This window comes from Paracoccus sp. TOH (assembly GCF_030388245.1).
GTDB lineage: Bacteria > Pseudomonadota > Alphaproteobacteria > Rhodobacterales > Rhodobacteraceae > Paracoccus > Paracoccus simplex.
This window is the reverse complement of sequence record NZ_CP098360.1, coordinates 465604-490994: the sequence shown is the minus strand read 5'-3', so window position 1 is coordinate 490994 and position 25391 is coordinate 465604. Positions and strand designations below refer to the sequence as shown.

Annotated in this window: 22 protein-coding genes and 2 pseudogenes; 17 read left to right on the top strand and 7 right to left on the bottom strand. The window is 68.5% G+C overall.

The window, feature by feature from the left end:
• The first annotated feature begins 43 nt into the window (after nucleotides 1-43).
• The gene (locus tag NBE95_RS02325) at nucleotides 44-1345 is read left to right on the top strand and encodes a D-amino acid dehydrogenase (RefSeq protein WP_289894288.1); all 1302 of its coding nucleotides are present in this window, start codon (nucleotides 44-46) and stop codon (nucleotides 1343-1345) included.
• 79 nt (nucleotides 1346-1424) lie between these two features.
• Here the strand turns inward: NBE95_RS02325 and NBE95_RS02320 are convergent, their stop codons facing one another.
• Nucleotides 1425-1685, bottom strand: coding sequence for a GlsB/YeaQ/YmgE family stress response membrane protein (locus NBE95_RS02320; RefSeq protein WP_019352770.1), 261 nt, complete (start codon nucleotides 1683-1685; stop codon nucleotides 1425-1427).
• Nucleotides 1686-2006: 321 nt separating this feature from the next.
• On the opposite strand from NBE95_RS02320, the gene NBE95_RS02315 reads away from it, so the two are divergent.
• The 3 genes from NBE95_RS02315 (at nucleotide 2007) to NBE95_RS02305 (ending at nucleotide 4485) form a co-directional block, all read left to right on the top strand.
• Nucleotides 2007-2753 carry a L,D-transpeptidase gene (locus NBE95_RS02315; protein ID WP_289894287.1) on the top strand — a complete coding sequence of 249 codons (747 nt, stop codon included), beginning with the start codon at nucleotides 2007-2009 and terminating at the stop codon, nucleotides 2751-2753.
• A gap of 124 nt (nucleotides 2754-2877) precedes the next feature.
• Nucleotides 2878-3495, top strand: coding sequence for a hypothetical protein (locus NBE95_RS02310; RefSeq protein ID WP_289894286.1), 618 nt, complete (start codon nucleotides 2878-2880; stop codon nucleotides 3493-3495).
• Nucleotides 3496-3567: 72 nt separating this feature from the next.
• Complete coding sequence (locus NBE95_RS02305; protein WP_289894285.1) at nucleotides 3568-4485, top strand: lytic transglycosylase domain-containing protein; 918 nt, start codon at nucleotides 3568-3570, stop codon at nucleotides 4483-4485.
• A gap of 132 nt (nucleotides 4486-4617) precedes the next feature.
• Here the strand turns inward: NBE95_RS02305 and NBE95_RS02300 are convergent, their stop codons facing one another.
• The 3 genes from NBE95_RS02300 to serB all read right to left on the bottom strand — a co-directional run bounded on the left by NBE95_RS02300 (nucleotide 4618) and on the right by serB (nucleotide 7810).
• A complete protein-coding gene (locus NBE95_RS02300; protein ID WP_289894284.1) occupies nucleotides 4618-6087 on the bottom strand; it encodes an ABC transporter substrate-binding protein in 1470 nt (489 codons plus the stop codon).
• Between the two features lie 53 nt (nucleotides 6088-6140).
• Entirely contained in the window at nucleotides 6141-6833 is a 693-nt protein-coding gene (locus NBE95_RS02295) for a CDP-alcohol phosphatidyltransferase family protein (RefSeq protein WP_289894283.1), read from the bottom strand.
• Between the two features lie 101 nt (nucleotides 6834-6934).
• Complete coding sequence (serB, locus tag NBE95_RS02290; protein WP_289894282.1) at nucleotides 6935-7810, bottom strand: phosphoserine phosphatase SerB; 876 nt, start codon at nucleotides 7808-7810, stop codon at nucleotides 6935-6937.
• 192 nt (nucleotides 7811-8002) lie between these two features.
• On the opposite strand from serB, the gene NBE95_RS02285 reads away from it, so the two are divergent.
• The 5 genes from NBE95_RS02285 to hspQ all read left to right on the top strand — a co-directional run bounded on the left by NBE95_RS02285 (nucleotide 8003) and on the right by hspQ (nucleotide 14160).
• Nucleotides 8003-9157, top strand: a complete 1155-nt coding sequence (locus NBE95_RS02285; RefSeq protein ID WP_289894280.1) for a phosphoserine transaminase — start codon at nucleotides 8003-8005, stop codon at nucleotides 9155-9157.
• 109 nt (nucleotides 9158-9266) lie between these two features.
• Entirely contained in the window at nucleotides 9267-10856 is a 1590-nt protein-coding gene (gene serA / locus NBE95_RS02280) for a phosphoglycerate dehydrogenase (protein ID WP_289894279.1), read from the top strand.
• Between the two features lie 52 nt (nucleotides 10857-10908).
• Nucleotides 10909-11637 (top strand): metallophosphoesterase, encoded by a 729-nt coding sequence (locus tag NBE95_RS02275; protein ID WP_289894278.1) that lies wholly within the window; start codon nucleotides 10909-10911, stop codon nucleotides 11635-11637.
• Between the two features lie 147 nt (nucleotides 11638-11784).
• Entirely contained in the window at nucleotides 11785-13413 is a 1629-nt protein-coding gene (locus tag NBE95_RS02270) for a Na/Pi cotransporter family protein (RefSeq protein ID WP_289894277.1), read from the top strand.
• Between the two features lie 414 nt (nucleotides 13414-13827).
• A complete protein-coding gene (gene hspQ / locus NBE95_RS02265; RefSeq protein ID WP_289894276.1) occupies nucleotides 13828-14160 on the top strand; it encodes a heat shock protein HspQ in 333 nt (110 codons plus the stop codon).
• Here the strand turns inward: hspQ and NBE95_RS02260 are convergent.
• On the bottom strand, nucleotides 14099-14668 hold the full coding sequence (locus NBE95_RS02260; protein WP_289894275.1) for an ATP-binding protein: 570 nt from the start codon (nucleotides 14666-14668) through the stop codon (nucleotides 14099-14101). The genes hspQ and NBE95_RS02260 overlap by 62 nt on opposite strands.
• A gap of 59 nt (nucleotides 14669-14727) precedes the next feature.
• Nucleotides 14728-15066: an STAS domain-containing protein gene (locus NBE95_RS02255; protein WP_289894274.1), complete on the bottom strand. Its 339-nt coding sequence runs from the start codon at nucleotides 15064-15066 to the stop codon at nucleotides 14728-14730.
• A 296-nt stretch (nucleotides 15067-15362) separates the two neighbouring features.
• Between NBE95_RS02255 and NBE95_RS02250 the strand changes: the two genes are divergently transcribed.
• From NBE95_RS02250 to NBE95_RS02225, 6 genes and pseudogenes are all read left to right on the top strand, one after another.
• Nucleotides 15363-15698 carry a hypothetical protein gene (locus NBE95_RS02250; protein WP_289894273.1) on the top strand — a complete coding sequence of 112 codons (336 nt, stop codon included), beginning with the start codon at nucleotides 15363-15365 and terminating at the stop codon, nucleotides 15696-15698.
• 20 nt (nucleotides 15699-15718) lie between these two features.
• Nucleotides 15719-18070, top strand: a complete 2352-nt coding sequence (locus tag NBE95_RS02245; RefSeq protein WP_289894272.1) for a M10 family metallopeptidase — start codon at nucleotides 15719-15721, stop codon at nucleotides 18068-18070.
• 266 nt (nucleotides 18071-18336) lie between these two features.
• Complete coding sequence (locus NBE95_RS02240; RefSeq protein ID WP_289894271.1) at nucleotides 18337-18468, top strand: hypothetical protein; 132 nt, start codon at nucleotides 18337-18339, stop codon at nucleotides 18466-18468.
• Between the two features lies 1 nt (nucleotide 18469).
• Nucleotides 18470-18727: pseudogene (locus NBE95_RS02235) on the top strand (circularly permuted type 2 ATP-grasp protein); the annotation flags it as partial.
• 37 nt (nucleotides 18728-18764) lie between these two features.
• Nucleotides 18765-19061, top strand: a pseudogene (locus NBE95_RS02230) (peptidase); the annotation flags it as partial.
• 37 nt (nucleotides 19062-19098) lie between these two features.
• Nucleotides 19099-20454, top strand: coding sequence for a glycosyltransferase family 61 protein (locus NBE95_RS02225; protein ID WP_289894270.1), 1356 nt, complete (start codon nucleotides 19099-19101; stop codon nucleotides 20452-20454).
• Here the strand turns inward: NBE95_RS02225 and mutS are convergent.
• Entirely contained in the window at nucleotides 20451-23087 is a 2637-nt protein-coding gene (mutS, locus tag NBE95_RS02220; protein ID WP_289894269.1) for a DNA mismatch repair protein MutS, read from the bottom strand. The two genes, NBE95_RS02225 and mutS, sit on opposite strands and share 4 nt — an antisense overlap.
• A gap of 154 nt (nucleotides 23088-23241) precedes the next feature.
• On the opposite strand from mutS, the gene NBE95_RS02215 reads away from it, so the two are divergent.
• Both NBE95_RS02215 and NBE95_RS02210 read left to right on the top strand, forming a co-directional pair.
• Nucleotides 23242-24081: a hydratase gene (locus NBE95_RS02215; protein WP_289894268.1), complete on the top strand. Its 840-nt coding sequence runs from the start codon at nucleotides 23242-23244 to the stop codon at nucleotides 24079-24081.
• A 151-nt stretch (nucleotides 24082-24232) separates the two neighbouring features.
• On the top strand, nucleotides 24233-25339 hold the full coding sequence (locus tag NBE95_RS02210) for an ABC transporter substrate-binding protein (RefSeq protein WP_289894267.1): 1107 nt from the start codon (nucleotides 24233-24235) through the stop codon (nucleotides 25337-25339).
• The last annotated feature ends 52 nt before the right edge of the window (nucleotides 25340-25391 follow it).

Genomic DNA, 25391 nt, shown 5'->3' with positions numbered 1-25391 from the left:
CTGCTATTCTTGCCGCAATCTCTTCCGAACAGGGTGCGCGAACATGAAGGTCATCGTTCTTGGAGCCGGCGTTCTCGGCGTCACCTCGGCCTGGTATCTGGCCAAGGCCGGCCACGAGGTCACGGTGATCGACCGCCAGGACGGTCCGGCGCTGGAAACCAGCTACGCCAATGCCGGCGAGATCTCGCCCGGCTATTCCTCGCCCTGGGCGGCGCCGGGCATTCCGCTGAAGGCGCTGAAATGGATGTTCCAGCGCCATGCGCCGCTGGTCATCCAGCCGCGGCTGGACTGGCAGCGCCTGTCCTGGATGGCGCGGATGCTGGCGAACTGCACGACCTCGGCCTATGCCGTCAACAAAAGCCGCATGGTCCGCATCGCCGAATACAGCCGCGATTGCCTGGGCGAGCTGCGGGCCGAGACCGGCATCCATTACGACGAGCGCACGCAGGGCACGCTGCAGGTGTTCCGCAAGCAGGAGCAACTGGACGGCGCCGGCAAGGATATCGAGGTGCTGAAGGCCGACGGCGTGCCCTTCGAGGTGCTGGACCGCGCCGGCTGCATCGCGGCCGAGCCGGGGCTGGCCGGCGCCGCCGAACGCATCGTCGGCGGCCTGCGCCTGCCGGGCGACGAGACCGGCGATTGCTTCAAGTTCACCAATCGTCTGGCCGAGATGGCCGCGGCGGCGGGCGTGACCTTCCGCTGGGGCGTCTCGATCGAGGCGCTGGAGGCCGAGGGCGGCCGCATCAGCGCCGTGCGCACCGACCAGGGCCGCATGCAGGCCGACCGCTATGTGCTGGCGCTGGGCCCGCATTCGCCGCTGCTGGTCCGGCATCTGGGCATCAGGCTGCCGATCTATCCGCTGAAGGGCTATTCGCTGACCATCGACATCGAGGACGAAAGCCGCGCCCCGGTCTCGACCGTGATGGATGAGACCTACAAGGTCGCGATCACCCGGCTGGGCGACCGCATCCGCGTCGGCGGCCTGGCCGAGATCGCCGGCTACGACCTGAGCCTGAACCCGCGCCGCCGCGCCACGCTGGCGAAATCGGTCGGTGAGCTGTTCGGCGGTTCGGGCGACCCGGACAAGGCGCTGTTCTGGACCGGGCTGCGGCCGATGACGCCGGACGGCACGCCCATCGTCGGCGCCACGCCGATTCCGAACCTGTTCCTGAACACCGGCCACGGCACGCTGGGCTGGACCATGTCGGCGGGCTCGAGCCGGGTGCTGGCCGACCTGATCTCGGGCCGCAGGCCGGATATCGAGGCCGAGGATCTGGGCTATGCCCGCTATCTGCGCGGCCGCAAGGCCGAGGCGGGAAGGACGCTGCAGCCGGCCAATGCCTGACCGGGCGACGCAGCCGGAACAACGAGAAAAGGGGCCCGTCTGGGCCCCTTTCTTCTTTCTTCGTCTTCGGTGGCCGCGGTCAGGCCTGCTTGATCAGGCGCAGCAGCACCAGCAGGATCACCGCGCCGATGGTGGCGAAGATGATCGTGCTCAGGATCGGGGCCGAGGCATTCATGCCGATGCCCAGCATCGGGAACAGCCAGCCGGCGATCACCGCGCCGACGATGCCGACGACAATGTTCATCAGCAGGCCCTGGCCGTGGCCTTTCACGATCAGCCCGGCCAGCCAGCCGGCGATCGCGCCGATGATGAGAGTGATGAGCAAGGCAGTCAGGGTCATGGGACAGGTCCTTTGCTAACCTCCGGCTTTTCGGCCGGTCTGTCGGAAAACGCGCCGGCGGTGGCGGCGGTTCCGGGGTGATCTGGCAAAGCGCCTGTATTCCGGCGGTTTCTTCGCGGAACCCGCGCCATTCGGCAACAGTTAGGTAACGATCGCGCTGGTCTCCGGACCCGCCACTTGACGCAGCGGGCCGGGGAAGGCTGATACGGAAACACGAATCGTGTCCGCCCTCTGCTCGGGCCGGGCACTTGATGCGACGCTATGTCGCCGCTGCCACGACCGCGTTTGCAGAGGCGCGGCACGATATGAAGGGAACTACCGATGCGCCTTGCACCGCTGATGCTGGCGATGGGCCTGGGACTGGCCGCTTGCGCCCCCACACCTCCCGCCACCACCGCCCCGACCACGGCCGAGACCGGCATCTACGGCGCCCGCACCGATGCCGGCCCGAATGGCGAGCCGATCGAGATCAACGCCGTCCGCCCCGCCTACCTGACCGAGCGCAATCGCCGCCAGCGCGTCGCCTATAACGGTCCTGACGCGCCCGGCACCATCGTCGTCGATCCCTATGCCCGCTTCCTTTACCACGTGCTGGAGAATGGCGAGGCGATGCGCTTCGGCGTGGCGGTCGGCCAGGCGGGCAAGAATTTCCAGGGCAATGCCACCATCGGCCGCAAGCATGCCTGGCCCAGCTGGACGCCCACCGCGAACATGGTCCGCACCCAGCCCGACCTCTACGGTCCGCTGAAGGGCGGCCTGGCCGGCGGCGTGAACAACCCGCTGGGCTCGCGCGCGCTCTATCTCTACAAGGGCAGCCGCGACACCATGTATCGCATCCACGGCACCATGGACCCGTCCTCGATCGGCAAGGCGACCTCGGCCGGCTGCATCCGGCTGTTCAACCAGGACATCATGGACCTGTTCGGCGAGATCCCCAGCGGCACGCGGGTCAAGGTCCGCACCCAGGGCGAAAGCCTGGCGCTGGAAGGGCCGCTGGTCGAATTGCCGAACGGCTATCTGGCGCCGGCGCACGAGGCGCAGACCGCCGAGGCCGCGCCCGCACAGTAACCGCGCCCGCCGTTCCGACCGTTTTCGCGCCCCGGCCCGTGCAAGGCCGGGGCGCGTTGCTCTGGTCAGCGGCGGCGGCTCGTGGCAGATTTCGCGCGCAACGCGGCTGAGAGGAGAGAATTCCATGGCCAAGCCCGTCGATCAGACCACAACCGCCTCGCGCGATCTGGATGCGCTTGTCGAGCAGACCCAACCTGCGGCGCTGCGGCTGCTGGACATGCCGGCGCTGAACGCGCTGCAGCGCGACCTGCGGGCGATGAAGGCGAGCGAGCGGGACGAGGCGGTGCGCAAGGCCCTGGCCCAGGCGATGCGCCGCGCCGCCGCCGAAAAGCGCAGCCGCAAGGAACAGGACGCCGGCGCGGAACCCGCCGCCGAAAGCGCGCCCGACACCGCGCCCAAGGCTGCGCCCCCCGCCGCCGCGCGCCCCGCTGCTGTGCCCCCCGCCGCTGCGCCCCCCGCCGCCGCACCGCCGCTGCAGGCGATCCTGCCCAGGCCCGACAAGGCCGAAAGGAAGCGCATCAAGGAGGCCGAGAAGGCTGAGAAAAAGCGGGTGAAGGAGGCCGAGAAGGCCGAGCGCAAGGCCGCGAAACAGGCCGCCCGCGCCGCCGAGAAGGCAGCCGCCAAGGCGCAGCGCCAGGCCGAAAGGGCCAGCGCCGCCGGCCAGGCCGGCAAGCCCGCCCGCCAGAAAGGCCAGGGCGGCAACGGCCAGGCCGGGGACGGCAAGGGTCCGAAAGCCGGCTGACCTTGCGGGCCCGGTTTCCAAACCGCGCCCCGCCTGCTATGCGAGACCTGCCCGTCCCATCCGAGTTTCACGATGCGCCGCCTGGTTCTGGCCCTTGCCGCCGCCATTTCGACCGCCGTCACCCCCGCCCCCGCCTATGAGGCGGTGGACGCGATCCTGGGCCTGCGCGCGCCGCGGGTCTCGGACAAGCTGCGCTGCACCGATGACGGGATCTATTGCATCTCGGCCGCGACCTATGTCTCGGACGTCTGCTGGGCCATCGAGCGGGCGGCCGGGCAGAACGGGCTGGACCCGCATTTCTTCGCCCGGCTGCTGTGGAAGGAAAGCCTGTTCGAGCCCGGCGCCATCAGCCCGGTCGGCGCCATGGGCATCGCCCAGTTCATGCCCGGCACGGCTGAGATGGTCGGCCTGGATGATCCCTTCAACCCGGCCAAGGCCATCGCCGCCTCGGCGCGCTACCTGCGCAAGCTGACCGACGGCTTCGGCAATGTCGGGCTGGCCGCCGTGGCCTATAACGGCGGCGAGAACCGCGCCGCGCGCTTCATCGCCGAGGGCGGCAGCCTGCCCTGGGAGACCCAGGATTATGTCCAGGCCATCACCGGTCTGACCGCCGCCAGCTGGCGCGAAAGCCCGCCGCAGGTGCTGGACATCCGGCTGGACAAGCAACGCAGCTTCCGCGAAGCCTGCATCGACCTGGCCGGGTCGCGCAAGCTGCGCGAGTTCAAGACGCAGGACCATCCCTGGCCCTGGGGCGTGATCGTCGCCACCCATCCCAGCCAGTCGGGGGTTTCGGCGCAGGTCTCGCGGCTGAACCGGCAGCTGCGGCCGATCCTGGGCGGCAAGCGGGTCAGCTATGTGCGCCGCAAGATCTCGGGCGGGCCGCGCAAGGTCTATACCGCGCAGATCGGCTATTCGTCCAAGACCGAGGCCTATGCCTTTTGTAACCGCCTGCGCGGCGTCGGCGGCCGCTGCCTGGTGCTGAGGAACTGAGCCGCGGCGCTGGTGGCGGCGGTTTCCGGGGTATTTGGGAAACGGTGAAGGGCCCCGGCGCCCCGGCCGGGACGGCCGCGCTGGTGGCGCCGGCTTCTGGGGCATGGGGACGAGGAAGCGCGGCGCGGCGCCTTATTCCTTCCAGTGCACCGCGGTCAGGTCGTTGGCGGGCATCGGCGCGTTTTCCCAAAGCCCCTCGATCTCCGCCTTGGCGACGCCGGTCTTGGCGAGCTGGAACAGGAAGGCATTGGCGTGATCGTCGGCAAGGATCTGCTGCGCCTGTTTCAGCAGCGCCGAGCGTTCCGCCGGCTCGGTCGCGGCGTCGAGCCGGGCCATCACCTTGTCGAAAGCCGGGTTGCGGTAGTTGAAATAGTAGTTGGCGCGGCCGTAGATGCCGATATCCATCGGCTCGACATGGCTGATGATGGTCAGGTCGTAATCGGCGTTCTTGAACACCTGTTCCAGCCACTGCGCCCATTCCATGTTGGTGATCCGGGTCTGGATGCCCACGGCGCGCAGCTCGGCCGCGACGATCTCGCCGCCGCGGCGGGCATAGGGCGTCGGCGGCAGGGCCAGGCGCAGGGTCAGGTTTTCGGCCCCCGCCTCGGCCAGCAGCGTCTTCGACAGCTCGGGGTCGTATTGCGATTTCGCGGTCAGGTCGACGTAATCGGGATGATGCGGCGCGAAATGCGTGCCGATCGGCGTGCCATAGCCGAACATGGCGCCGTCGATGATTTCCTGCCGGTTGATGGCATGGGCGATGGCCGCGCGCACTTTGGCCTGGGCCAGCGCCGGCTGCTTGTGATTCATGGCCAGGATCGTCTCGCCCTCGGTGGTGCCGACCAGCACCTTGAAGCGCGGATCGGCCTGCAGCTGGGTCAGGGTTTCCGGGGCGGGATAGATCGGGAAGGCGTCGATATCGCCGGCCATCATCGCCGCGAAGGCGGCGCTGGGATCGGCGATGAAACGGAAGGTGGCGGTTTTCAGCGCCGGCTTCCGGCCCCAATAGCCCTCGAAGGCATCCAGCCGGATGTGGTCGCCTTGCCGCCATTCGCCGAATTTGAAGGGGCCGGTGCCGACCGGGCGGGTGGCGATGTCCTGGATGCTGGCCTGATCGACCATCACCGCGTCGCCCCAGGCCATCTTGAAGGGAAAGCCGCCGTCCGGGGCCTTCAGCGTGATGCGGACGGTCAGCGGGTCCAGGGCCTCGACCGCCTCGATGCCCTCGAACAGGGTCTTCTGGGCATTGGTGCTGTCCGGGGCGCGGGCGCGGTCCAGCGAGAAGATCACGTCCTGCGCGTCGAAGGCGCTGCCGTCGTGGAAGGTCACGTCCGGGCGCAGGCGGAAGGTGTAGGTCTTGCCGTCGGGACTGTCCCAGCTTTCGGCAAGGCCGGGCTGCACGCCGCCATCCGGGGCGATGCGGGTCAGGCCTTCGAACACATTGGCATAGACCACCTCGTCGATGGCGGCGGCGGCGCCGCCGGTCGGGTCCAGGTTCGGCGGCTCGAGCACCATGGCCAGGGTGATCGAATCCGGCGCCGCCAGCGCCGGCGTGGCCAGCACCGCCGCCGCCGCGGCCGCCTGCATGAGTTTCGCGAACATCTCTGTCCCCTTGGCTGATCCCAAGGGCACAATCCGGGCAAAATGCCCGGCGATCAACCCCGTCTCTCGGTCAGTTGCTGGGCGAGGCCGGCAAAGAGCAGCCAGAGCGAGGTCAGGAGCAGGCCCCAGCGCGCGAAGCTTTCGGGGTGGAAATCGACCAGCACCGCCCAGACCGCGAAGCCGACCCAGGCGGCGCAGACCGGCAGCGAGATGAGCCGCCAGCGCTCGGTGCGGACCGGATGGATGAACTTCACATGCGTGAACATGGTCGCGGCCAGCGCCACCACGATCAGCAGGATGATCCAGAAATTCGGCTTGAGCGCGAACAGCACCAGCACCACCATGTTCCAGCAGGCGGGAAAGCCGGCGAAGGAATTGTCCCGGGTCTTCATGCGGGTATCGGCGAAATAGACCACGCTGCCATAGGTGATGGCGATGATCGCGATCCAGCCGGTCCAGCCGGGCAGCAGCCCCGACATGAACAGCGCATAGGCCGGGATGAACACATAGGTCAGGTAGTCGATGATCATGTCCATCAACACGCCGTCATAGGTCGGCCAGTTCGTCTTGACCTGGTAGCGGCGCGCCAATGGTCCGTCGACGCCGTCCACGATCAGGGCGACGACCAGCCAGAAGAACATCTCGGACCAGTTGGCCCGGGCGGCGGCCAGAAGGGCAAGCATCGACAGCACCGCGCCGGTGGCGGTCAGCAGATGCACGAACAGGGCTTTGAGACGCAGATTCATCCCCCGCTTCTGTCACCGAACGGTCATGACCGCAAGTTCGTGCCCCCCGCGGCCGCGTGCTTTGCCGGCAGGTGATGCGCGGAAGTCCCGCAAGCGGCGGCCTATTCGACGAATTCCTCGGCCGCGTAGCCTTGCAGATACAGCAGGGCGGTCAGGTCGCCGTGGTTGATTCGCAGATCGACCTGCGCCGCGACCACCGGCTTGGCGTGCAGCGCCACGCCCGTGCCGGCCAGCTGCAGCATCCCCAGGTCGTTGGCGCCGTCGCCCACCGCCAGCACGTCGGCGGGCGACAGGCCGCGCGTGGCGGCGATGTCCTGCAGCGCCTCGACCTTGGCCTCGCGGCCCAGCACCGGCAGGGCGACATGGCCGGTCAGCACGCCGCCCTCGGAGAGCAGCGTGTTGGCGCGGTGCTCGTCGAAGCCGAGCGCCGTGGCGACCGGGCCGGTGAAGACGGTGAAGCCGCCCGAGACCAGCGCCGCATAGGCACCCTGCGCCCGCATGGTCGCGACCAGCTGCCGGCCGCCGGGGGCCAGCGTGATGCGGCTGTCCAGCACCTGGCCGATGGCGGTTTCCGGCAGGCCGGCCAGCAGGCCGACGCGGGCCAGCAGCGCCTCGTGGAAGTTCAGCTCTCCGTTCATGGCGCGGGCGGTGATGGCGGCGACGCGCTCGCCCACGCCGGCGACATCCGCGAGCTCGTCGATGCATTCCTGCTGGATCATGGTCGAATCCATGTCGGCGAGCAGCACCGCCTTGCGCCGGCCTGCGGTCGACTGGATAGCCAGGTCGAAGCCCTCGGCCTGCAGCCTGTCCCAGGCTTGCCAGAAATCCTGCGGCTCGGCGGCGACCGGGAATTCGGCGGCGATGCCGGGGGCCAGCCAAAGCGGGCGGCCGCCGTTCCAGGCGCCGCGCAGTTCCTCGACCAGCGCGGCGGACAGGTCGGCGCGGCCGGGCGCGGCAAGGATGGTGACGGTGAACATGCAGACCCCTTGGCGGTTGTTTGCGGCAGCACTAGCCAAAGCGGTGCGGCGGATCAATCGGTCGGATTCATGCCGCGAATCTGTCGCAATCATCGCTTGCAAATTTTTCTTGCGGGAATCCCCCGGCGGCGCTAAGGCGGTCAGCGGGACACGCCGCCCCAACGCGGCGCTTATAGCTGGAAGGCTAACATCATGGGCAAGACTGCTCCGGCCGCGCGGCCGGCCAATCCGCGCTTTTCTTCGGGCCCCTGTGCCAAGATCCCCCATTTCTCGCTGGACATGCTTGCCGACGCGCCGCTGGGCCGTTCGCATCGTGCTGCCGTGGGCAAGGCCAAGCTGGCCGAGGCCATCGACCTGACCCGCGACGTGCTGGGCGTGCCGGCGGATTACCGCATCGGCATCGTGCCCGCCTCGGATACCGGCGCGATCGAGATGGCGCTGTGGTCGCTGCTGGGTGCCTGCAAGGTCGAGATGCTGGCCTGGGAAAGCTTCGGCGAGGGCTGGGTCACCGATGTGGTGAAGCAGCTGAAGCTGGATGCGGTGGTGCGCAAGGCCGATTACGGCAAGATCGTGGATTTTGCCGAGGTCGATTTCGACAATGACGTGGTGTTCACCTGGAACGGCACCACCTCGGGCGTGCGGGTGCAGAATGGCGATGCGATCCCGGCGGATCGGGCCGGGCTGACCATCTGCGACGCCACCTCGGCCGCCTTTGCGATGGATCTGCCTTTCGACAGGCTCGATGTGGTGACCTTTTCCTGGCAGAAGGTGCTGGGCGGCGAGGGCGCGCATGGCGTGCTGATCCTGTCGCCGCGCGCCGTCGAGCGGCTGGAGAGCTACACCCCCGCCTGGCCGCTGCCGAAGATCTTCCGCATGACCAAGGGCGGCAAGCTGATCGAGGGCATTTTCAAGGGCGAAACCATCAACACGCCCTCGATGCTTTGCGTCGAGGATTACCTGGTGGCGCTGAAATGGGCGCAATCCATCGGCGGCCTGCCCGGGCTGATCGCGCGGTGCGAGGCCAATGCGGGCGCGGTGCGCGATTTCATCGCCGATAAGGACTGGATCGCGGACCTGGCCGAGAACCCGGCCACCGCCTCGACCACCTCGGTCTGCCTGAAGTTCACCGATCCCCGCATTCGGGACGGGGCGGCTTTCGCCAAGGCCGTCGCCAAGCGGCTGGAGAAGGAAGGCGTGGCGCTGGACGCCGGCGCCTATCGCGATGCGCCCCCGGGCCTGCGGATCTGGTGCGGCGCGACCGTCGAGGTCTCGGACGTGGCGGCGCTGATGCCCTGGATCGAATATGCCTTCGAGGCCGAGATCGAGGCGCAGGCCGCCCTGGCTTGACCTGGCGGACCGGGGCTCTGCCCCGGACCCCGGGAGTATTTGTGAAACGATGAAAGCCGGATCGGGCCAAGGTTGCCCGCTGGCCCCGCATATCCAAGAGGATAGAAAAATGCCCAAGGTTCTTGTTTCGGACAAGCTGTCGGAGACCGCCGTGCAGATCTTTCGCGATCGCGGCGTCGAGGTGGATTACCTGCCGGATCTCGGCAAGGACAAGGAAAAGCTGGCCGAGGTCATCGGGCAGTATGACGGGCTGGCGATCCGGTCCGCGACCAAGGTGACCGCGAAACTGCTGGAGAACGCCACCAACCTGAAGGTGATCGGCCGCGCCGGCATCGGCGTCGACAATGTCGACATTCCGGCCGCGTCGAAGCGGGGCGTGATCGTGATGAACACGCCCTTCGGCAATTCGGTGACCACCGCCGAGCACGCCATTGCGCTGATGTTCGCCGTGGCCCGGCAGTTGCCCGAGGCCAGCGTTTCGACCCATGAGGGCAAGTGGGAGAAGAACCGCTTCATGGGGGTCGAGGTCTTCAACAAGGTGCTGGGCATCATCGGGGCGGGGAACATCGGTTCCATCGTCATCGACCGGGCGCTGGGCCTGAAGATGAAGGTGCTGGCCTATGACCCCTTCCTGTCCGAGGAGCGGGCCAAGGAACTGGGCGTGAAGAAGGTCGAGCTGGACGAGATGCTGGCCAAGGCCGATTTCATCACCCTGCACGTGCCGCTGACCGAGAAGACGAAGAACATCCTGTCGCGCGAGAACCTGGAGAAGACCAAGAAGGGCGTGCGCATCGTCAATGCCGCCCGCGGCGGCCTGATCGACGAGCAGGCGCTGGCCGAGCTGCTGAAATCGGGGCATGTCGCCGGGGCGGCGCTGGACGTCTTCGCCACCGAGCCGGCGACCGAGAGCCCGCTTTTCGGCCTGCCCAACGTTGTGGTGACGCCGCATCTGGGCGCCTCGACCACCGAGGCGCAGGAGAACGTGGCGCTGCAGGTCGCCGAGCAGATGTCGGATTACCTGCTGACCGGCGCGGTGCAGAACGCGCTGAACATGCCCTCGGTCACGGCCGAGGAAGCGGCGGTGATGGGCCCCTGGCTGAAGCTGGCCGGCCATCTCGGCGCCTTCATCGGCCAGATGACCGACGAGCCCATCAAGGCGATCAATGTGCTTTACGACGGCGTCGCCTCCGAGATGAACCTCAAGGCACTGAATGCCGCGGTGATCGCCGGGGTGATGAAGGCCACGAACCCGGATGTGAACATGGTCTCGGCCCCGGTCATGGCGCAAGAGCGCGGCGTGCAGGTCGCCACCACCACGCAGGGCAAGTCGGGGGTCTTCGACGGCTATATCAAGGCCACCGTCGTCACCGACAAGCGCGAGCGCTCGATCGCCGGCACCGTGTTCAGCGACGGCAAGCCGCGCTTCATCCAGATCCGCGGCATCAATGTCGATGCCGAGATCGGCGAGCACATGCTCTATACCCGCAACAGGGACGTGCCGGGCGTCATCGGCGCGCTGGGCATGACGCTGGGCGACCTGGGCGTGAACATCGCCAATTTCACCCTGGGCCGCACCAAGACCGGCGACGATGCCATCGCCATCCTTTATCTTGACGAGGCGCTGAAGCCCGAGGCGCTGGAGGCGCTGCGGGCCACCGGCAAGTTCCTGCAGGTGCGGCCGCTGCAATTCGAGGTTTGAACCTTGCGAACCCCCGGACTAGGGTCCGGGGGTTTTCATTTGCGGAGGCGGCATGCGGACCTATGCCATCGGCGACATTCATGGGCATCTGGACCTGCTGAAGGCGGCGCATGAACGCATCGCCCGCGACGACGCGGCGCATGGCGGCGGCGGGACGGTTGTGCATGTCGGCGACCTGTTGGATCGCGGCCCGGATTCGCGCGGCGTGGTGGATTATCTGCTGCGCGGCCAGGCCGAAGGCCGGGCCTGGATTGTGCTCAAGGGCAATCACGACCGCTTCCTGCCGATCTTTGCCGCGCGTCCCGACTGGATCGACGCCGGGCTCGGCTCGGGCAAGCATTGGCTGGAGCACGAGACCCTGGGCGCGGCCGAGACCCTGGCATCCTATGGCGTCGAGATCCGCGGCCGCGCCCGCACCCATGCCGAGGTGCTGCGCGCCGTGCCCGAACCGCATCTGCGCTGGCTGGACGCGCTGCCGCTCTGGCATCTGATTCCGCCGGCGCTGTTCGTGCATGCCGGCATCCGGCCCGGCGTCGATCTGGCGCGGCAGACCGAGCATGACCTGGTCTGGATCCGCAAGGGCTTCCTGGATGATGCCACCGACCACGGGGTGCTGATCGTGCATGGCCATACCCCGGTCGAGCGGGTAACGCATTTCGGCAATCGCCTGGCCATCGACACCGGCGCCGCCTATGGCGGGCCGCTGAGCGTGGTGGTCTTTGACGAAACCGGGCTGCATCTGCTGGCCGAGGAGGGGCGACAGCCGGTGCCGCGCGCCTGACCTGCGGCCCCATGTGGCAATGGCGCCAGGACGCCGGCGGGAAATCTCGCAGATGCCTCACATCCGTTGACCGGCGGGCCGGCGGGGCCGGATACTCGGGGAAACGATCCGGGCGGTTTCCCGTTATGTTCCAGGAGGTGAGGCGCCGTGCAGTCGCTTTCGGTCATTCTTCAGCTGGCAGGCGCGGTGGCGCTGCTGCTTTTCGGCCTTGGCCTGGTCCGGGACGGCATGGTGCGTGCCTTCGGAATGAAGCTGAAGATGGTGCTGGGACGCGGCACCGAGACCGGGGCGCGCGCCTTCCTGTCCGGGCTGGTGGCGACGCTGGGGCTGCAAAGCTCGACCGCGACGGCGTTGATGACGGCGTCCTTCGTGGATCGCGGCATGATCCGGCCGAAGATGGCGCAGATCGTGCTGCTGGGGGCGAATCTGGGTACGGCGCTGACGGCCTGGATCGTCGCCTCGGGGCTCGAGGCGCTGGTGCCGGCGCTGCTGCTGGTCGGCTATGTGCTGCGGCGGCGCCACCAGCGCGCCTGGTCGGGGGGCGGGCTGGCGCTGATCGGCATCGCGCTGATGCTGCTGTCGCTGTCGCTGCTGACCCAGGCGACCGAGCCCTTGCGGGAATCGCCGGCCATGGCGGCGTTCCTGGCGATGCTGGGCAATGCCTGGCCGGTGGCGCTGGCCTTCGCGGCCGGGCTGGCGGTGCTCTGTTCCTCCTCGCTCGCCGTGGTGATGCTGGTCCTGTCGCTGGGCATGGAGCCGGCGCTGACCGTGGCGCTGGTGCTGGGGGCCAATCTGGGCGGGGCGATCCCGCCGGTGATGGCGACGGCCGGGCAGGGCATCGCCGCGCGCCGGGTCGCGCTGGGCAACCTGATCGTGCGCGGCATCGGCTGCCTGGTGGCGTTGCCGCTGGCCGGGCAGGCGGCGCAGTTGCTGACCGTGATGCCGCTGCCCGAGACCGGGCTGGCGGTCGAGGCGCATCTGGCCTTCAACCTGATCCTTGCCGCGGCGCTCTGGCCCTTTGCCGGGTTGGTCACCCGGCTGACCGCGACCATCCTGCCCGAGGAGGAGCAGTCGCCGCCGATCGAGGCGCAACTGCTCGACGGCTCGGCGCTGGACACGCCGGCCGTGGCGCTGGCGCGCGCCAGCCGCGCCGCCCTGGCCATCGGCGACGTGGTCGAACGCATGTTGCAGCAGGCGCGCACCGCCTTCGCCCGCGGCGACGACGCGCCGCTGGCCGAGGTCCGCGTGCTCGAGGATCGGGTGGACCGCATGCAGCAGGAGGTGAAGAGCTTCCTGTCCCGGCTGGGCCGCGAGGCGGGCGAGGCCGAGCGGCGCCAGGCCATCACCATTCTGGACTACGTGATCAATCTCGAGCATGTCGGCGACATCATCGACAAGGGGCTGGCGCCGGAGATCCGCAAGAAGGCCGGGCTGGGGCTGCGCTTCTCGGACGAGGGTTACCGCGAACTGGACGACCTGTTCCTGCTGACCATCGAGAACCTGCGCGTCGCCCAGACCGTGTTCATGACCCGCGACCGCGACCTGGCGCGGCAGCTGATGGAGGAGAAGGTCGAGATCCGGCGGCTGGAACGGCTGTCGGCGCAGCGCCACCTGATGCGCTTGCGCGAAGGGCGGGCGGAGAGCCAGCAAACCTCGTCGCTGCACCTGGACCTTCTGCGCGACCTCAAGCGGATCAATGCGCATGTCGTCTCGGTGGCGCATCCGATCCTGGACGAGGCCGACCTGCTGATCGAAAGCCGGCTGAAAAGGGGGTAGGGCTCCGGGCTGGCGGAGCGCCTCATGAGAAACGCCGTCCCGGCGGGTCCGAAGGGCTGCCCTGGCTGCTGATTGGTTCCCGTCCGAACGCCTGCGCGGCGGTCGCTGCCCAGCTCGGGCCGCTGCCGGTGAAGCGGATCCATGACGCGCAGAACCGGGTGCCGATCTGTCCGGCGCATGCCAGACCAGGTGAAGGACGGCGCGGTCAAGATGGCGCTGCCGACCATGGCGCCGGTACCCGACCGGGAATCGCCGCCCGACCAGGGCGCTGAACGACGATCCTGCCGCCCGGTCGCGGGCGAAAGGCGTGCGCCACCGCGGCCGCAGCCCAGGGCGCGACCGTCCTGTGCTGCCCGGGACGGTGGACAGTGGCGCGGGCTCGCTGTATGAGCCGCGCCAAACGGGAAAGATGCGATGCGGATTCCGTCCAAGACGGCGAAATACAATCTGGGCCAGGTGGTCCGCCACCGCGAACATCCGTTTCGCGGGGTGATTTTCGACGTCGACCCGGAATTCGCCAATACCGAGGAATGGTACGAATCCATCCCCGAGGAATCGCGGCCGTCGCGCAACCAGCCCTTTTACCATCTCTATGCCGAGACCGAGGCGACCTATTACGTCGCCTATGTCTCGGAACAGAACCTGGTGCCGGACCATTCCGGCGAGCCGCTGGAACATCCCGAGGTCACCGAGATGTTCGGCGAATTCCAGGACGGCCGCTATCCGCTGCAATTCGGGCTGAACTGAGCGGAGCGGTGTCCTTGGCCGGTCCGGGCGCGGGGGCGCCCTGCATCAGCGGTTCGGTCACCGGCACGATGAAGGCCAGGAAATTCCGCCGGCCTTCGCGGAAATAGCTGAGCGAGGCGGTCAGTTCCTGGATCAGGAACCAGCCGAAACCACCTTCCGGCAGCAGCAGGACCGAAGCGGAATCCCCGGCGTCGAAGCCGGGCTGGGGCAGGCATCTGGGGTCGAGACAGGACAGCGGCAGCGGCCGGCCGTCATCGGTCACCGCGCAGGCGATGCCGCCGACATGGCGGGCGACGCAAAGATGGATCAGCGGCGCGTGCGGCCGGCCGCCCAACCGCGTCGCCTCGGACCGGGTGCCGTGTTCGCAGATGTTGTTCAGCACCTCGGCCAGCGCGAGTTCCAGCCTGGCGACCACCTCGTCCTCGGCGCTGCCGTCGAAGCGCTGGCGCAGGAACAGCAGCGCCGCGCGCACGGTTTCGGGATCGGCGCGGAAGATGCGGTGGAACATCGGCCGGGGGCCCGCCGATGGCCGGTGCAGCCGCCTGTCGGGCGGGAGCGGGGGGACGTTCATGGCGCGGGGCCTTTCTGGCCGGGCGGCGGATCCTTGCGGATGGTCAGCACCGTGTCCATGCGGGTCAACTGGAACACCCGCTCGACATTGGGGGTCAGGCCGGTCAGCACCAGCCGGCGGTCGGCCGGCATCGCCTTGAAAAGCGCGATCACCGCGCCAAGGCCCGAGCTGTCGATGAAATCGACGCCGCGCAGGTCCAGCACCACCAGCGCGCCGCCATCGGCGATCATGCTGCGCACGCGGTCCTTGAAAGCCGTGGCGATGGCGGCGTCGAGGCGCTTTTCGTCGACGCGGATCGTCACCCCGTCCGGTTGGGGCAGCAAGGTCAGTTGCATGTCTGGTTCCGCCGTTGGTCTTTTCCAGGACTGTTCTAGCGCGCAAACCTTACCGATCGGTAAGCGGAGGCCGGCCCGGCCTGCCACAAGCCCTGGAAATCTGCGTCGAATGCTCCGCATCGGCCGCGAAACGGTGTCGGAACTGTCCGAAAGATCAGGCCGGGGCCGGGTGCAGACACGTTGATGTTACCCAGAGCGGCGAGTTAATCTGCCGGTGAATGAGTGGCCTGCCCCGGACAAGAGATGAGCCCATGCGTCCCGCCTTCCTGCCCGCGTTCGTGCTTGCGGCCCTTGTCATGAGCGGAGCGCCCGGCCGGGCCGGCCCCGTCGCCCTGACCTGCCCCGAACCCGGCAATGCGGTGGTCGCGCAAGTCTGTGCCGCCCTGCAGGACGAGCTGCGCCAGTCCGGCCATTCCCTGCTGCCGGCGGCCGATGCGCCGCTGCGGCTGCGGCTGGAGGCGGAAAGCCAGCGCCCGGACCGGCTGCGGGCGCGGCTGATCGTCGAGGACGCCTCGGGCCGGCACGATGGCGACGAGATCGAGCTTTCGGTCATGGATCGCGCCACGATCCCCGAGGCGCAGCTGAGATCCTTTGCGCGGCTGCTGTTGGGCGAGGCGCTTTCCCGGAAATGAGTTCAAACAAGGAATTGGCCATGAGTCTTGCCAGGAGTTTCGACGCAGGCGCGCCGGACCACCCGCAATTCGGCGCCGCGGCCGATGTGGCGCGCGCCGTGCGGAGCGAGGGCGGCGATGCCCCGGCCTCGACCGGGACCGGCTACAGGATCAACGTGGGCGATACGTTCAACGGCTTCCTGGGGGCCGGCGACGCCGACTGGGTGCGGGTGCAGTTGCAGCCCGGCACCTACATCATCTCGCTGGAAGGACGCGGCGGCGCCGGGTTGTACGACCCCTATCTGCGGGTGATGAACGGTGCCGGCATCGAGGTCGCCCATAACGACGACAGCGGCTCGCTGAACTCGCGCCTGGTCCTGACCGTCACGCAGCCCGGCACCTATTACCTCGAGGCGGGCAGCTATGCCGGCGCCTATTCCGGCAATTACAGCCTGGGCATCGCGGCGCGGCAGCCGCTGCGCAACTTCACCATGGCCGAGATCGCCGAGCAACTGACCGACGGCTATTGGGAAAGCACCGGCCGCGAACGCCGGGCCTTCGACGTGGGGCAGGGCGACGTGCTGAACGTGGACCTGTCCAGCCTGACGGCGGCCGGCCGCACGCTGGCCAATATGGCGCTGAACGCCTGGGAGGCGGTGACCGGCATCCGCTTCAACCGCAACCCGGGTCCGAATGCTACCCTTCACATCACCTTCGACGACAACGATACCGGCGCCTATTCCAGTTCGGTCGTCAGCGGCGGCCGCATCATCAACTCGCATGTCAATGTCGGGCTGGACTGGCTGAGCGCCTATGGCACCGGCTTCAACGGCTACAGCTACCAGACCTATATCCACGAGATCGGCCATGCGCTGGGGCTGGGCCATGCCGGCAACTACAACGGCAGTGCGGTTTACGGCGTGGACAACCACTATCTGAACGATAGCTGGCAGGCCACGATCATGTCCTATTTCAATCAGCAGCAGAACACGGCCGTCCACGCCACCCGCGCCTATGTCGCCTCGGCGATGATCGCGGACATCATGGCGATGCAGGAACTTTACGGCCCGACCGCGATCCGTACCGGCAGCAACACCTATGGCGAGCACACCAATGCCGGCGCGGCCTATGCCACCATCGCCGGCATGCTGCGCAACGCGCATACACGCGACGACATCACCTTCGCCATCTTCGACCAGGGCGGCGTGGACATGCTGGACCTGGCCGGCGACAGCCACAACCAGCGCATCTCGTTGGCGCCGGGCACGGTATCGAACGCCTATGGGCTGGTCGGCAATATCTCGATCGCCTTCGGCACGGTGATCGAGAACGTGCAGGCCGGCCACGGCCACGACCTGGTGATCGGCAACTGGGCCAACAACCTGCTGCGTGGCGGTTCCGGCAACGACACGCTGCGCGGCAACAACGGCGATGACACGCTGAACGGCGGCGGCGGCCAGGACCGGCTGGAGGGCGGCGCCGGCAACGACACCTATGTCGTCGATGCGCATGACAGCATCGCCGAGGCGGCGAATGCCGGGGTGGATACACTGCGCGCGCTGGTCTCGATGCAGCTCGGCGCCAATTTCGAGAATCTCGAACTGATCGCGAACGGGGTGCAGAACGGCACCGGCAACGAGTTGGCGAACCGGCTGACCGGCAACCTCTATGCCAACCAGATGAACGGGCTGCTGGGGCATGACAGCCTGTTCGGTCTGGCCGGGAACGACACGCTGAACGGCGGCCATGGCAATGACTGGCTGGATGGCGGCGCCGGGGCCGATGTGCTGATCGGCGGGGCCGGCAACGATTTCTACGTCACCGATGGGCGCGACCAGCTGCGTGAGATGGCCGGGCAGGGCATCGACATGGTGCGGTCCCTTGTCTCGATGCAGCTTGGCGCGCATCTCGAGAACCTGACGCTGATCTCGAATACGGCGCAGAACGGCACCGGCAATGTGCTGGCGAACCGGGTGATCGGCAACGGCCATGCCAACCTGCTGGACGGGCGGCTGGGGAATGACAGCCTGTTCGGCTTGGCGGGCAACGACACGCTGTTCGGCGCGCTGGGCAACGATTCCCTGCATGGCGGGGTCGGCGACGACGTCCTGGCCGGCTTGGCGGGCAATGACACGCTGTTTGGCGGCCTTGGTGCCGATCATTTCGCCTTTCATGGCGGGCGCGACGTGATCCAGGACTTCCGGGACGATGTCGACACGCTGCGCATCGACGATGCGCTGTGGGGCGGCGGGGTGCGCAGCGTGGCGCAGATCCTGTCCCATGCCAGCGTGGCGGGCGGCAATATCGTCTTCGACTTCGGCAACGGCAATACGCTGACTCTGAACGGCCTGACCAGCATCGCCGCCCTGCAGAACGACCTGATCGTCGTCTGACCGGCCGCCTTGCCCGACCAAGAAGGCGTCGCGGGCCCGCGCCGCCTTTTGGCTGCCGAAAGCCGGACCCTTCGGCCCCCGCGCCGCCTTGATTTTCGGCAGCAGGCTGCCGCGATCCTGCCAAGCGGAAGACCCCCTGCCGCCAGGGTAGGGGCCGTGGGCAGCGCCCGCCCGGATGCGAAGACCAGCGGCAGCGGCGAGGGTCCAGCGATGACGATGTATTGCCATGAAATGGTCGAGGGCAGCCGGGTGCGCGAGCCCTAGCCATGCTCTCGGACGGGATCGACACCATGCCCGCCGAGATCCGCCGGATGAAGCGGGCCGAGGCCGAGGCGCTGTTCCGCCGCATCGGCATCACCTTCGCGGTCTATGGCGGGGCGGCGACCCGGACCGGCTGACCGCATCGACGATCCGTTCCTGGACCCGCCGTGCCTCCGGCGCGATTCCATGCTGGGCGTGCCCGGGCTGATGGATGTCTATCGCTCGGGCGGGGTCGGCATCGCCGCGGCGCCGGGCGCCGGCGTGGCCGACGACAAGGCGGTCTATACCTTTGTGCCCGAGATGGTCCGCCTCTGCCTGGGAGAGCAGCCGATCCTGCGCAACGTCCCGACCTGGACGCTGTGGAAGGACGAGGATTATCGCCAGGTCATGACCAATGCAGGGCTCGGGCGGCTACGGCATGCTGGACCGGGCCGAGGAAACGCCCTTCCTGCAGATCGGCGCGCGCAAATACGGCAAGCCGATCCTGGACCGGGTGGTGCGGCCTGAGACGAATCTTGCCGATGCGCAGAAGGCGGTGCTGTTGTCGTGGGATTCGGCGTTGCGCTCGAATCTGTCGGTGGGTATGCCTCTGGACCTGGCCGTCATCCGCGAGGATGCGTGCGCGGTCCCGCATACCCGCCGTATCCTGGAGGGCGACCCGGCCTTCATGGCCATGTCCGCCGCCCGGTTCGCGGCGCTGCGCGACAGTTTCGTGAAGGTCACGATCTGACCGCAGCCCCCGCGGACCCAAGACCGAGGAGAGGCAGATGAAGATTGATCTTGCCCGTCCCCCGATGTCGGTGTTCCACATGCCGGGCCTGCATCCCGGCCTGTCCTATCTGCCGCCCCGTCCGGGCTGGATCATGCGCCCGACCGAGGGCGCGCGGGTGCGGCTGTTCGCCGAAAGCGACGATCCGGCGCTGCGCGGCGCGCAGCAGAATGCCATCGACCGGCAGCAGCAGCGGGCGCTGGCCAGCGTGATGGAGATCAACTGCGCGCCCGTGCTGCTGGAAGACGCGACCTTCCGGCACGGATTCGCCATGATCGGCGAGCGGGTCTGGCTGAACGGCGCCGCGGGCGGCCGGATGCGGACCCGCTATGACCAGAAGAACCCGGACGAGCAGCGCCAGTCCCGGCTGCACGACGCCTTCCGGCGCGCGCGCCGTGACGCCGATCTGCCCTTGCCGGTCTGGAAGGAACTGGCCGAGGATCTGCCCATCGCCATCGAGCTGAAGAACGGCTTCAACTATTACCATTTCACCGTCGAGACCCTGGGCTGCCTGGCCGCCTTTGCCGATGACGACAGCGGCCAGCCGATCAACCTGCATCTGCCGCAGGACGAGGTGCGGGATTTCATCCCCGGCTTCATCGCCGCGGTCTTTCCCGGCATCGCGGATCGCGTGGCCTTCGTCACGGGCCGGCAGAGCTATGAACGGGTGCGGGCGCATTACAGCCACCGGCACTATCTCTATCAGACCGGCGACGAGCGCATCCTGGCCGCCATCGCCGAGCCGGGGGTGGATCCGCGCTGGGCCGACCAGCTGCGCTCGAAATCCCTTCAACGCAAGGCCGTCTTCATGGCCTCCTATGACAGCAGCCTGCGGCTGCTGCGCGAACATGCGCTGCGCCAGTTGCCCGGCAAGCTGGTCGAGGAGCGGCCGCGCCTGGTCTGGATGGGCCGCGACGAGGCCGGCGACGCCCGGGCGCGCGGCATCACCGGCCACAAGGCGCTGCTGGCCGAACTGTCCGCCCGCGGCTTCCGGGTGGTGGCGTTCGAGCACCTGAGCCCGCTCGAGCAGATCGCGCAGATGCAGGCGGCGGATATCCTGATCGCGCCGCACGGCGCCGGGCTGGCGAACATGGTCTATGCCCGGCCCGGCGCGCTGGTGATCGAGATCGGCACCCGCCAGACCCAGCTGCATCGCTGGGGCGATTTCCTGCCCGCCGCGCATGTCTCGCGCTGCCGTTACGATACCGTCTTCGCCGATATCGCGGGCCTTTCCGACCTGGGGCAGGTGCCGCCGGTCTCGGAAGGGTTGCTGGGCGTGCATGTCGGCCGCAACGCCACCCGCCGCATCCTTGAGCTGGTGGACGAGGCGCTGGCGCAGGACGCGGCGCCCTAACCCTCGGAACCCAGCATGCCCCGCAGCTCATAGACCAGGTCCAGCGCCTCGCGGGCGCTGATCGTGTCGGGATTGAGGTCGCGCAGCCGCGCCTCGACCGCCGAGGGCTGCGCCCTGGCCGCCGGCGCCGGCGCCGGGGCAGCGCGGAACAGCGGCAGGTCGTCGAGCAGCGCCGCCGGCTTGCCGGTGCCCTGCCGCTCGCCGCTTTCCAGCTGGTGCAGGATGTCGCGGGCCCGGTCCACCACCGCGGGCGGCAGCCCGGCCAGCCGCGCCACCTGCACGCCATAGCTGCGGTCGGCGGCGCCCTTCCTGACCTCGTGCAGGAAGATCACCTCGCCCTCCCATTCGCGCACGGCGACGGTGGCGTTCTCGACGCCCGGAAGCCGGGCCGACAGGCTGGTGATCTCGTGGTAATGGGTGGCAAACAGCGCCCGGCAGCGGTTCTGGCCGTGCAGATGCTCCATCACCGCCCAGGCGATGGACAGCCCGTCCCAGGTCGCGGTGCCGCGGCCGATCTCGTCCAGGATCACCAGCGCGTGGTCGTCGGCCTGGTTCAGGATCGCCGCGGTCTCGACCATCTCGACCATGAAGGTGGACCGCCCCCGCGCCAGGTCGTCCGCCGCGCCGACGCGGCTGAAAAGCTGGCTGACCAGGCCGACATGGGCGCGGCGGGCGGGCACGAAGCCGCCGGCCTGGGCCAGGATGGCGATCAGCGCGTTCTGGCGCAGGAAGGTCGATTTGCCGGCCATGTTCGGGCCAGTCAGCAGCCAGATCGCCGGGGTCTCGCCCTCGGTCAGCGCGCAGTCGTTGGCGACGAAAGCCTCGCCCTTGCGCTTGAGCGCGCGTTCCACCACCGGATGCCGGCCGCCCTCGATCACGAAGGCGCGGCTGGCATCGACCTCGGGGCGCACCCAGCCTTCGCCCGAGGCGAGATCGGCAAAGGCGGCGGTCAGGTCGATCTCGGCCAGGGCGCGGGCCGCCTGGCCGATGGGGCCGGCGCGGTCCAGCACCGCGCGGGACAGGCGGGCAAAGATCTCGCGCTCGATCTCCAGCGCCCGGTCGCGGGCGTTCAGGATGCGGGTTTCCAGTTCCGACAGTTCGACGGTGGTGAAGCGGATCTGGTTCGCGGTGGTCTGGCGATGGATGAAGCGTTCGTTCAGCGGCGGGGCCAGCATGCGTTCGGCATGGGTCGAGGTGGTCTCGATGAAATAGCCCAGCACGTTGTTGTGCTTGATCTTCAGGCTCTGCACCCCGGTCTCGGCGATGTAATCGGCCTGCATCCGGGCGATGACGCCGCGGCCCTCGTCGCGCAGGCGGCGGGTCTCGTCCAGATCCCCGTCATGGCCCGGCGCGACGAAGCCGCCGTCGCGGGTCAGCAAGGGCGGCTCGGCCACCAGCGCATCGTCGAGCAGGTCGATCAATGCGTCATGGCCGGTCAGGTCGCGCGCCGCCTCGGCCAGCACGGCGATCTCGTCATCGCCCAGCATGGCGGCGATGGCCGCGCCTTGCGTCAGCCCGGCGCGGATCGCGGCCAGGTCGCGGGGCCCGCCCCGTTCCAGCGCCAGCCGCGACAGCGCCCGGTCCATGTCGGGCGCGCGCGACAGCGCCTCGCGCAGGTCGCCGGTCAGCCGCGGGTCGTCCACCAGATGCGCGACGGCGGCCTGCCGGGCGTGGATCTCGGCCAGATCGCGCGAGGGGGCGCCGACGCGGCGTTCCAGCAGCCGCGCGCCCCCCGCCGTCACCGTGCGGTCGATGGCGGCCAGCAGCGAGCCCTCGCGGCCGCCGGACAGCGCCTGGGTCAGTTCCAGGTTGCGGCGGGTGGCGGCGTCGATCTGCATGGCGCCGCCAAGCGCCTCGCGCACCGGCGGGCGGATCAGCGGCATCCGGCCCTTTTGCGTCAGCTCCAGGTAATCGGCGATGGCGCCCATGGCGGCGAGTTCGGCGCGGCTGAACTGGCCGAAACCGTCCAGCGTCTCGACCGAAAACAGCGCGCAAAGCCGGCGCGTGGCGGCGCTGCTGTCAAAGCTGCCGCCGGGCAGTTCGGTCAGCGCCGCGCCGGCCTCGGCGGCGATCTCGTCAAGCTGCGAGCCTTCGGCGGCCAGCAATTCGCGCGGCGCGTGGCGGGCAAGTTCCGGGGTCAGCCGTGCCGGCGGGCAGGGCATGACCCGGAAGGCGCCGGTCGAGATGTCCACCCAGGCCAGCGCCGAATCCTCGCGCACGGCGGCGAAGCTGGCCAGGAAATTGTGCCGCCGCGCCTCCAGCAGCGATTCCTCGGTCAGGGTGCCGGGCGTCACCAGCCGCACCACGTCGCGGGCCACGACCGATTTCGAGCCGCGCTTCTTGGCCTCGGCCGGATCCTCCATCTGTTCGGCGATGGCGACGCGGAAGCCCTTGCGGATCAGCGCCAGCAGATAGGACTCTGCCGCATGGACCGGCACGCCGCACATCGGGATCGGCTGCCCCAGATGCGTGCCGCGTTTCGTCAGCGCGATGTCCAGCGCCGCGGCGGCGGCCACGGCGTCCTCGAAGAACATCTCGTAGAAATCGCCCATGCGATAGAACAGCAGCGCGCCGGGATTGGCCTCGCGGATCGCGAGATACTGCGCCATCATCGGGGTGGGTTGATCGCTCATGTCCAGCCTTGTCGCCTCGGTCCCGTTCTTCTAGGGGATGCGCGGGCCGATGCAAACCGTATGCCGCCAGGTTGCCGCAGGGGCGCAAGAATCCCGGTGACAGCCGGCCTTTGTTGCGGCATCGTCTGGCGAAAGATATTCGTGAGGCATGGGAATGAAATCCTTGATTCTGGGCGCAATGCTGTTGCCTCTGGCGGGCGCGGCCGTCGCGGCCTGCCCGGATGTCTCGCTGATGCAGAACGCCGCCCGCGGCTGGATCGCCGGCCAGCGCCTGCCCGATCCGCTGGTGCGCACGGTCGAGGACGGGATCTGCGCCTATGCCGCCTTCCGCAGCATTCTCGAGGCCGAGCTGGGCCCGCCGGTCGGCGTGAAGGTGGGCTTCACCTCGAAGCCGGTGCAGGAGCGGTTCGGCGTGACCGCCCCGGTCACCGGCGCGCTGTTCGCGCCGATGCTGCTGCCCGACGGCGCGCGGCTGAGCCTCAAGGGCAGCCGGGCGCCGTTCTTCGAGGCCGATCTGGTGGTGACGGTCGGCAGCGCGGCCATCATGCAGGCCCGCACGCGCGAGGAGGTGGCGGCGGCGCTGCGCGACGTGCGGCCCTTTATCGAGCTGCCCGACATCGCCCTGCAAAAGGACGTGGCGCCGACCGGGCCGCTGATGGCGGCCTATGGCGTGACGCCGTGGCGCGGCGTGCTGGGGCGCGGCATCGCCATGGCCGACCTGGACGATCCGGTCGCGGACCTGGCGGCGCTGACCGTCAACCTGAAGCTGGACGGCAAGAGCATCGGCACCGGCTCGGGCGAGATGCTGCTGGGCCATCCGCTGGATGTGGTGCTGTGGCTGGTCGAACAAGGCAGCTACGAGCTCAAGCCGGGCTCGGTGATCTCGCTGGGTTCGCTGGGCTCTTTGCATCCCGCCTGGCCCGGCCACCGGGTCGAGGCGGATTACCGCGTCGGCGGCCGGGCGATGAAGGTGGGCGTGACGCTGGTTCCCTGACCTTGGGTCAGGTTGCCGGCCAGCCTGCCTGTTTCGGCAGATCGGGAAAAAACCTTTGCTTTGCGGGGGGCTGTGTCGCAACACTGTCACTCGGGGCCGCTAGGTGGCAGCAGCCGCCTGCAGCGGGCGTGTTCTGTAACGGAGTTGACCAATGACCATTCAATCGACCGCGGCGGGGCTTGCCGCCCTGGCCCTGCTGGCGAGTTCCGGCGCCGCTTCGGCGCAGGATCTGGCGGCGCTGGAAGAAGCCGCGAAGGCCGAGGGCATGCTGACCACCATCGCCCTGCCGCATGACTGGTGCAACTATGGCGGCGTGATCGAGGGCTTCAAGGCGAAATACCCCGAGATCAAGGTCAACGAGCTGAACCCCGACGCCGGCTCGGCCGACGAGCTGGAGGCGATCCGCGCCAACAAGGACAACAAGGGCCCGCAGGCGCCCGACGTGATCGACGTCGGCCTGTCCTTCGGCCCGCAGGCCAAGGACGAGGGGCTGATCCAGCCCTACAAGGTCGCCACCTGGGACTCGATCCCCGAGGATGCCAAGGATGCCGAGGGCTATTGGTATGGCGACTATTACGGCGTGATGGCCTTCGGCGTGAACTCGGACCTGATCGACACGGTGCCGAAAAGCTGGAAGGACCTGACCAAGCCCGAATTCGCCAATGCCTTCGCGCTGGCCGGCGATCCGCGCGCCTCGGCGCAGGCGATCATCTCGGTCATGGCGGCCGGCATCGCCAATGGCGGCGAGGCGGGCGAGGCTTCGGGCCAGAAGGGCATGGAGCTGATGGCCGAGGTGAACAAGGCCGGCAACTTTGTCCCGGTCATCGGCAAATCGGCGACCATCGCCCAGGGCGCGACGCCGATCGTCACCGCATGGGACTATAACCTGCTGTCGTGGCGCGACGGGCTGAACGGCAACCCGCCGGTCGAGGTGGTGATCCCCGAGGACGGCGTGGTGGCCGGCGTCTATGTCCAGGCGATCTCGGCCTATGCGCCGCATCCGAACGCGGCGAAGCTGTGGATGGAATATCTATATTCGGACGAGGGCCAGCTGGCCTGGCTCAAGGGCTATTGCCACCCGATCCGCTTCAACGATCTGGTCAAGAACGGCAAGGTGCCGCAGGAGCTGCTGGACGCGCTGCCCCCGGCCGAGGCCTATGAGAAGGCGATCTTCCCGACCCTGGAGCAGCAGGAGGCCAACAAGAAGGTGGTGACCGAGGGCTGGGACAGCGTCGTCGGCGCGGCGGTCAAGGAATAAGACAAGAACCGGCCCCGCCCGACGCGGCGGGGCCGTCCCGAACGGGCGAGGC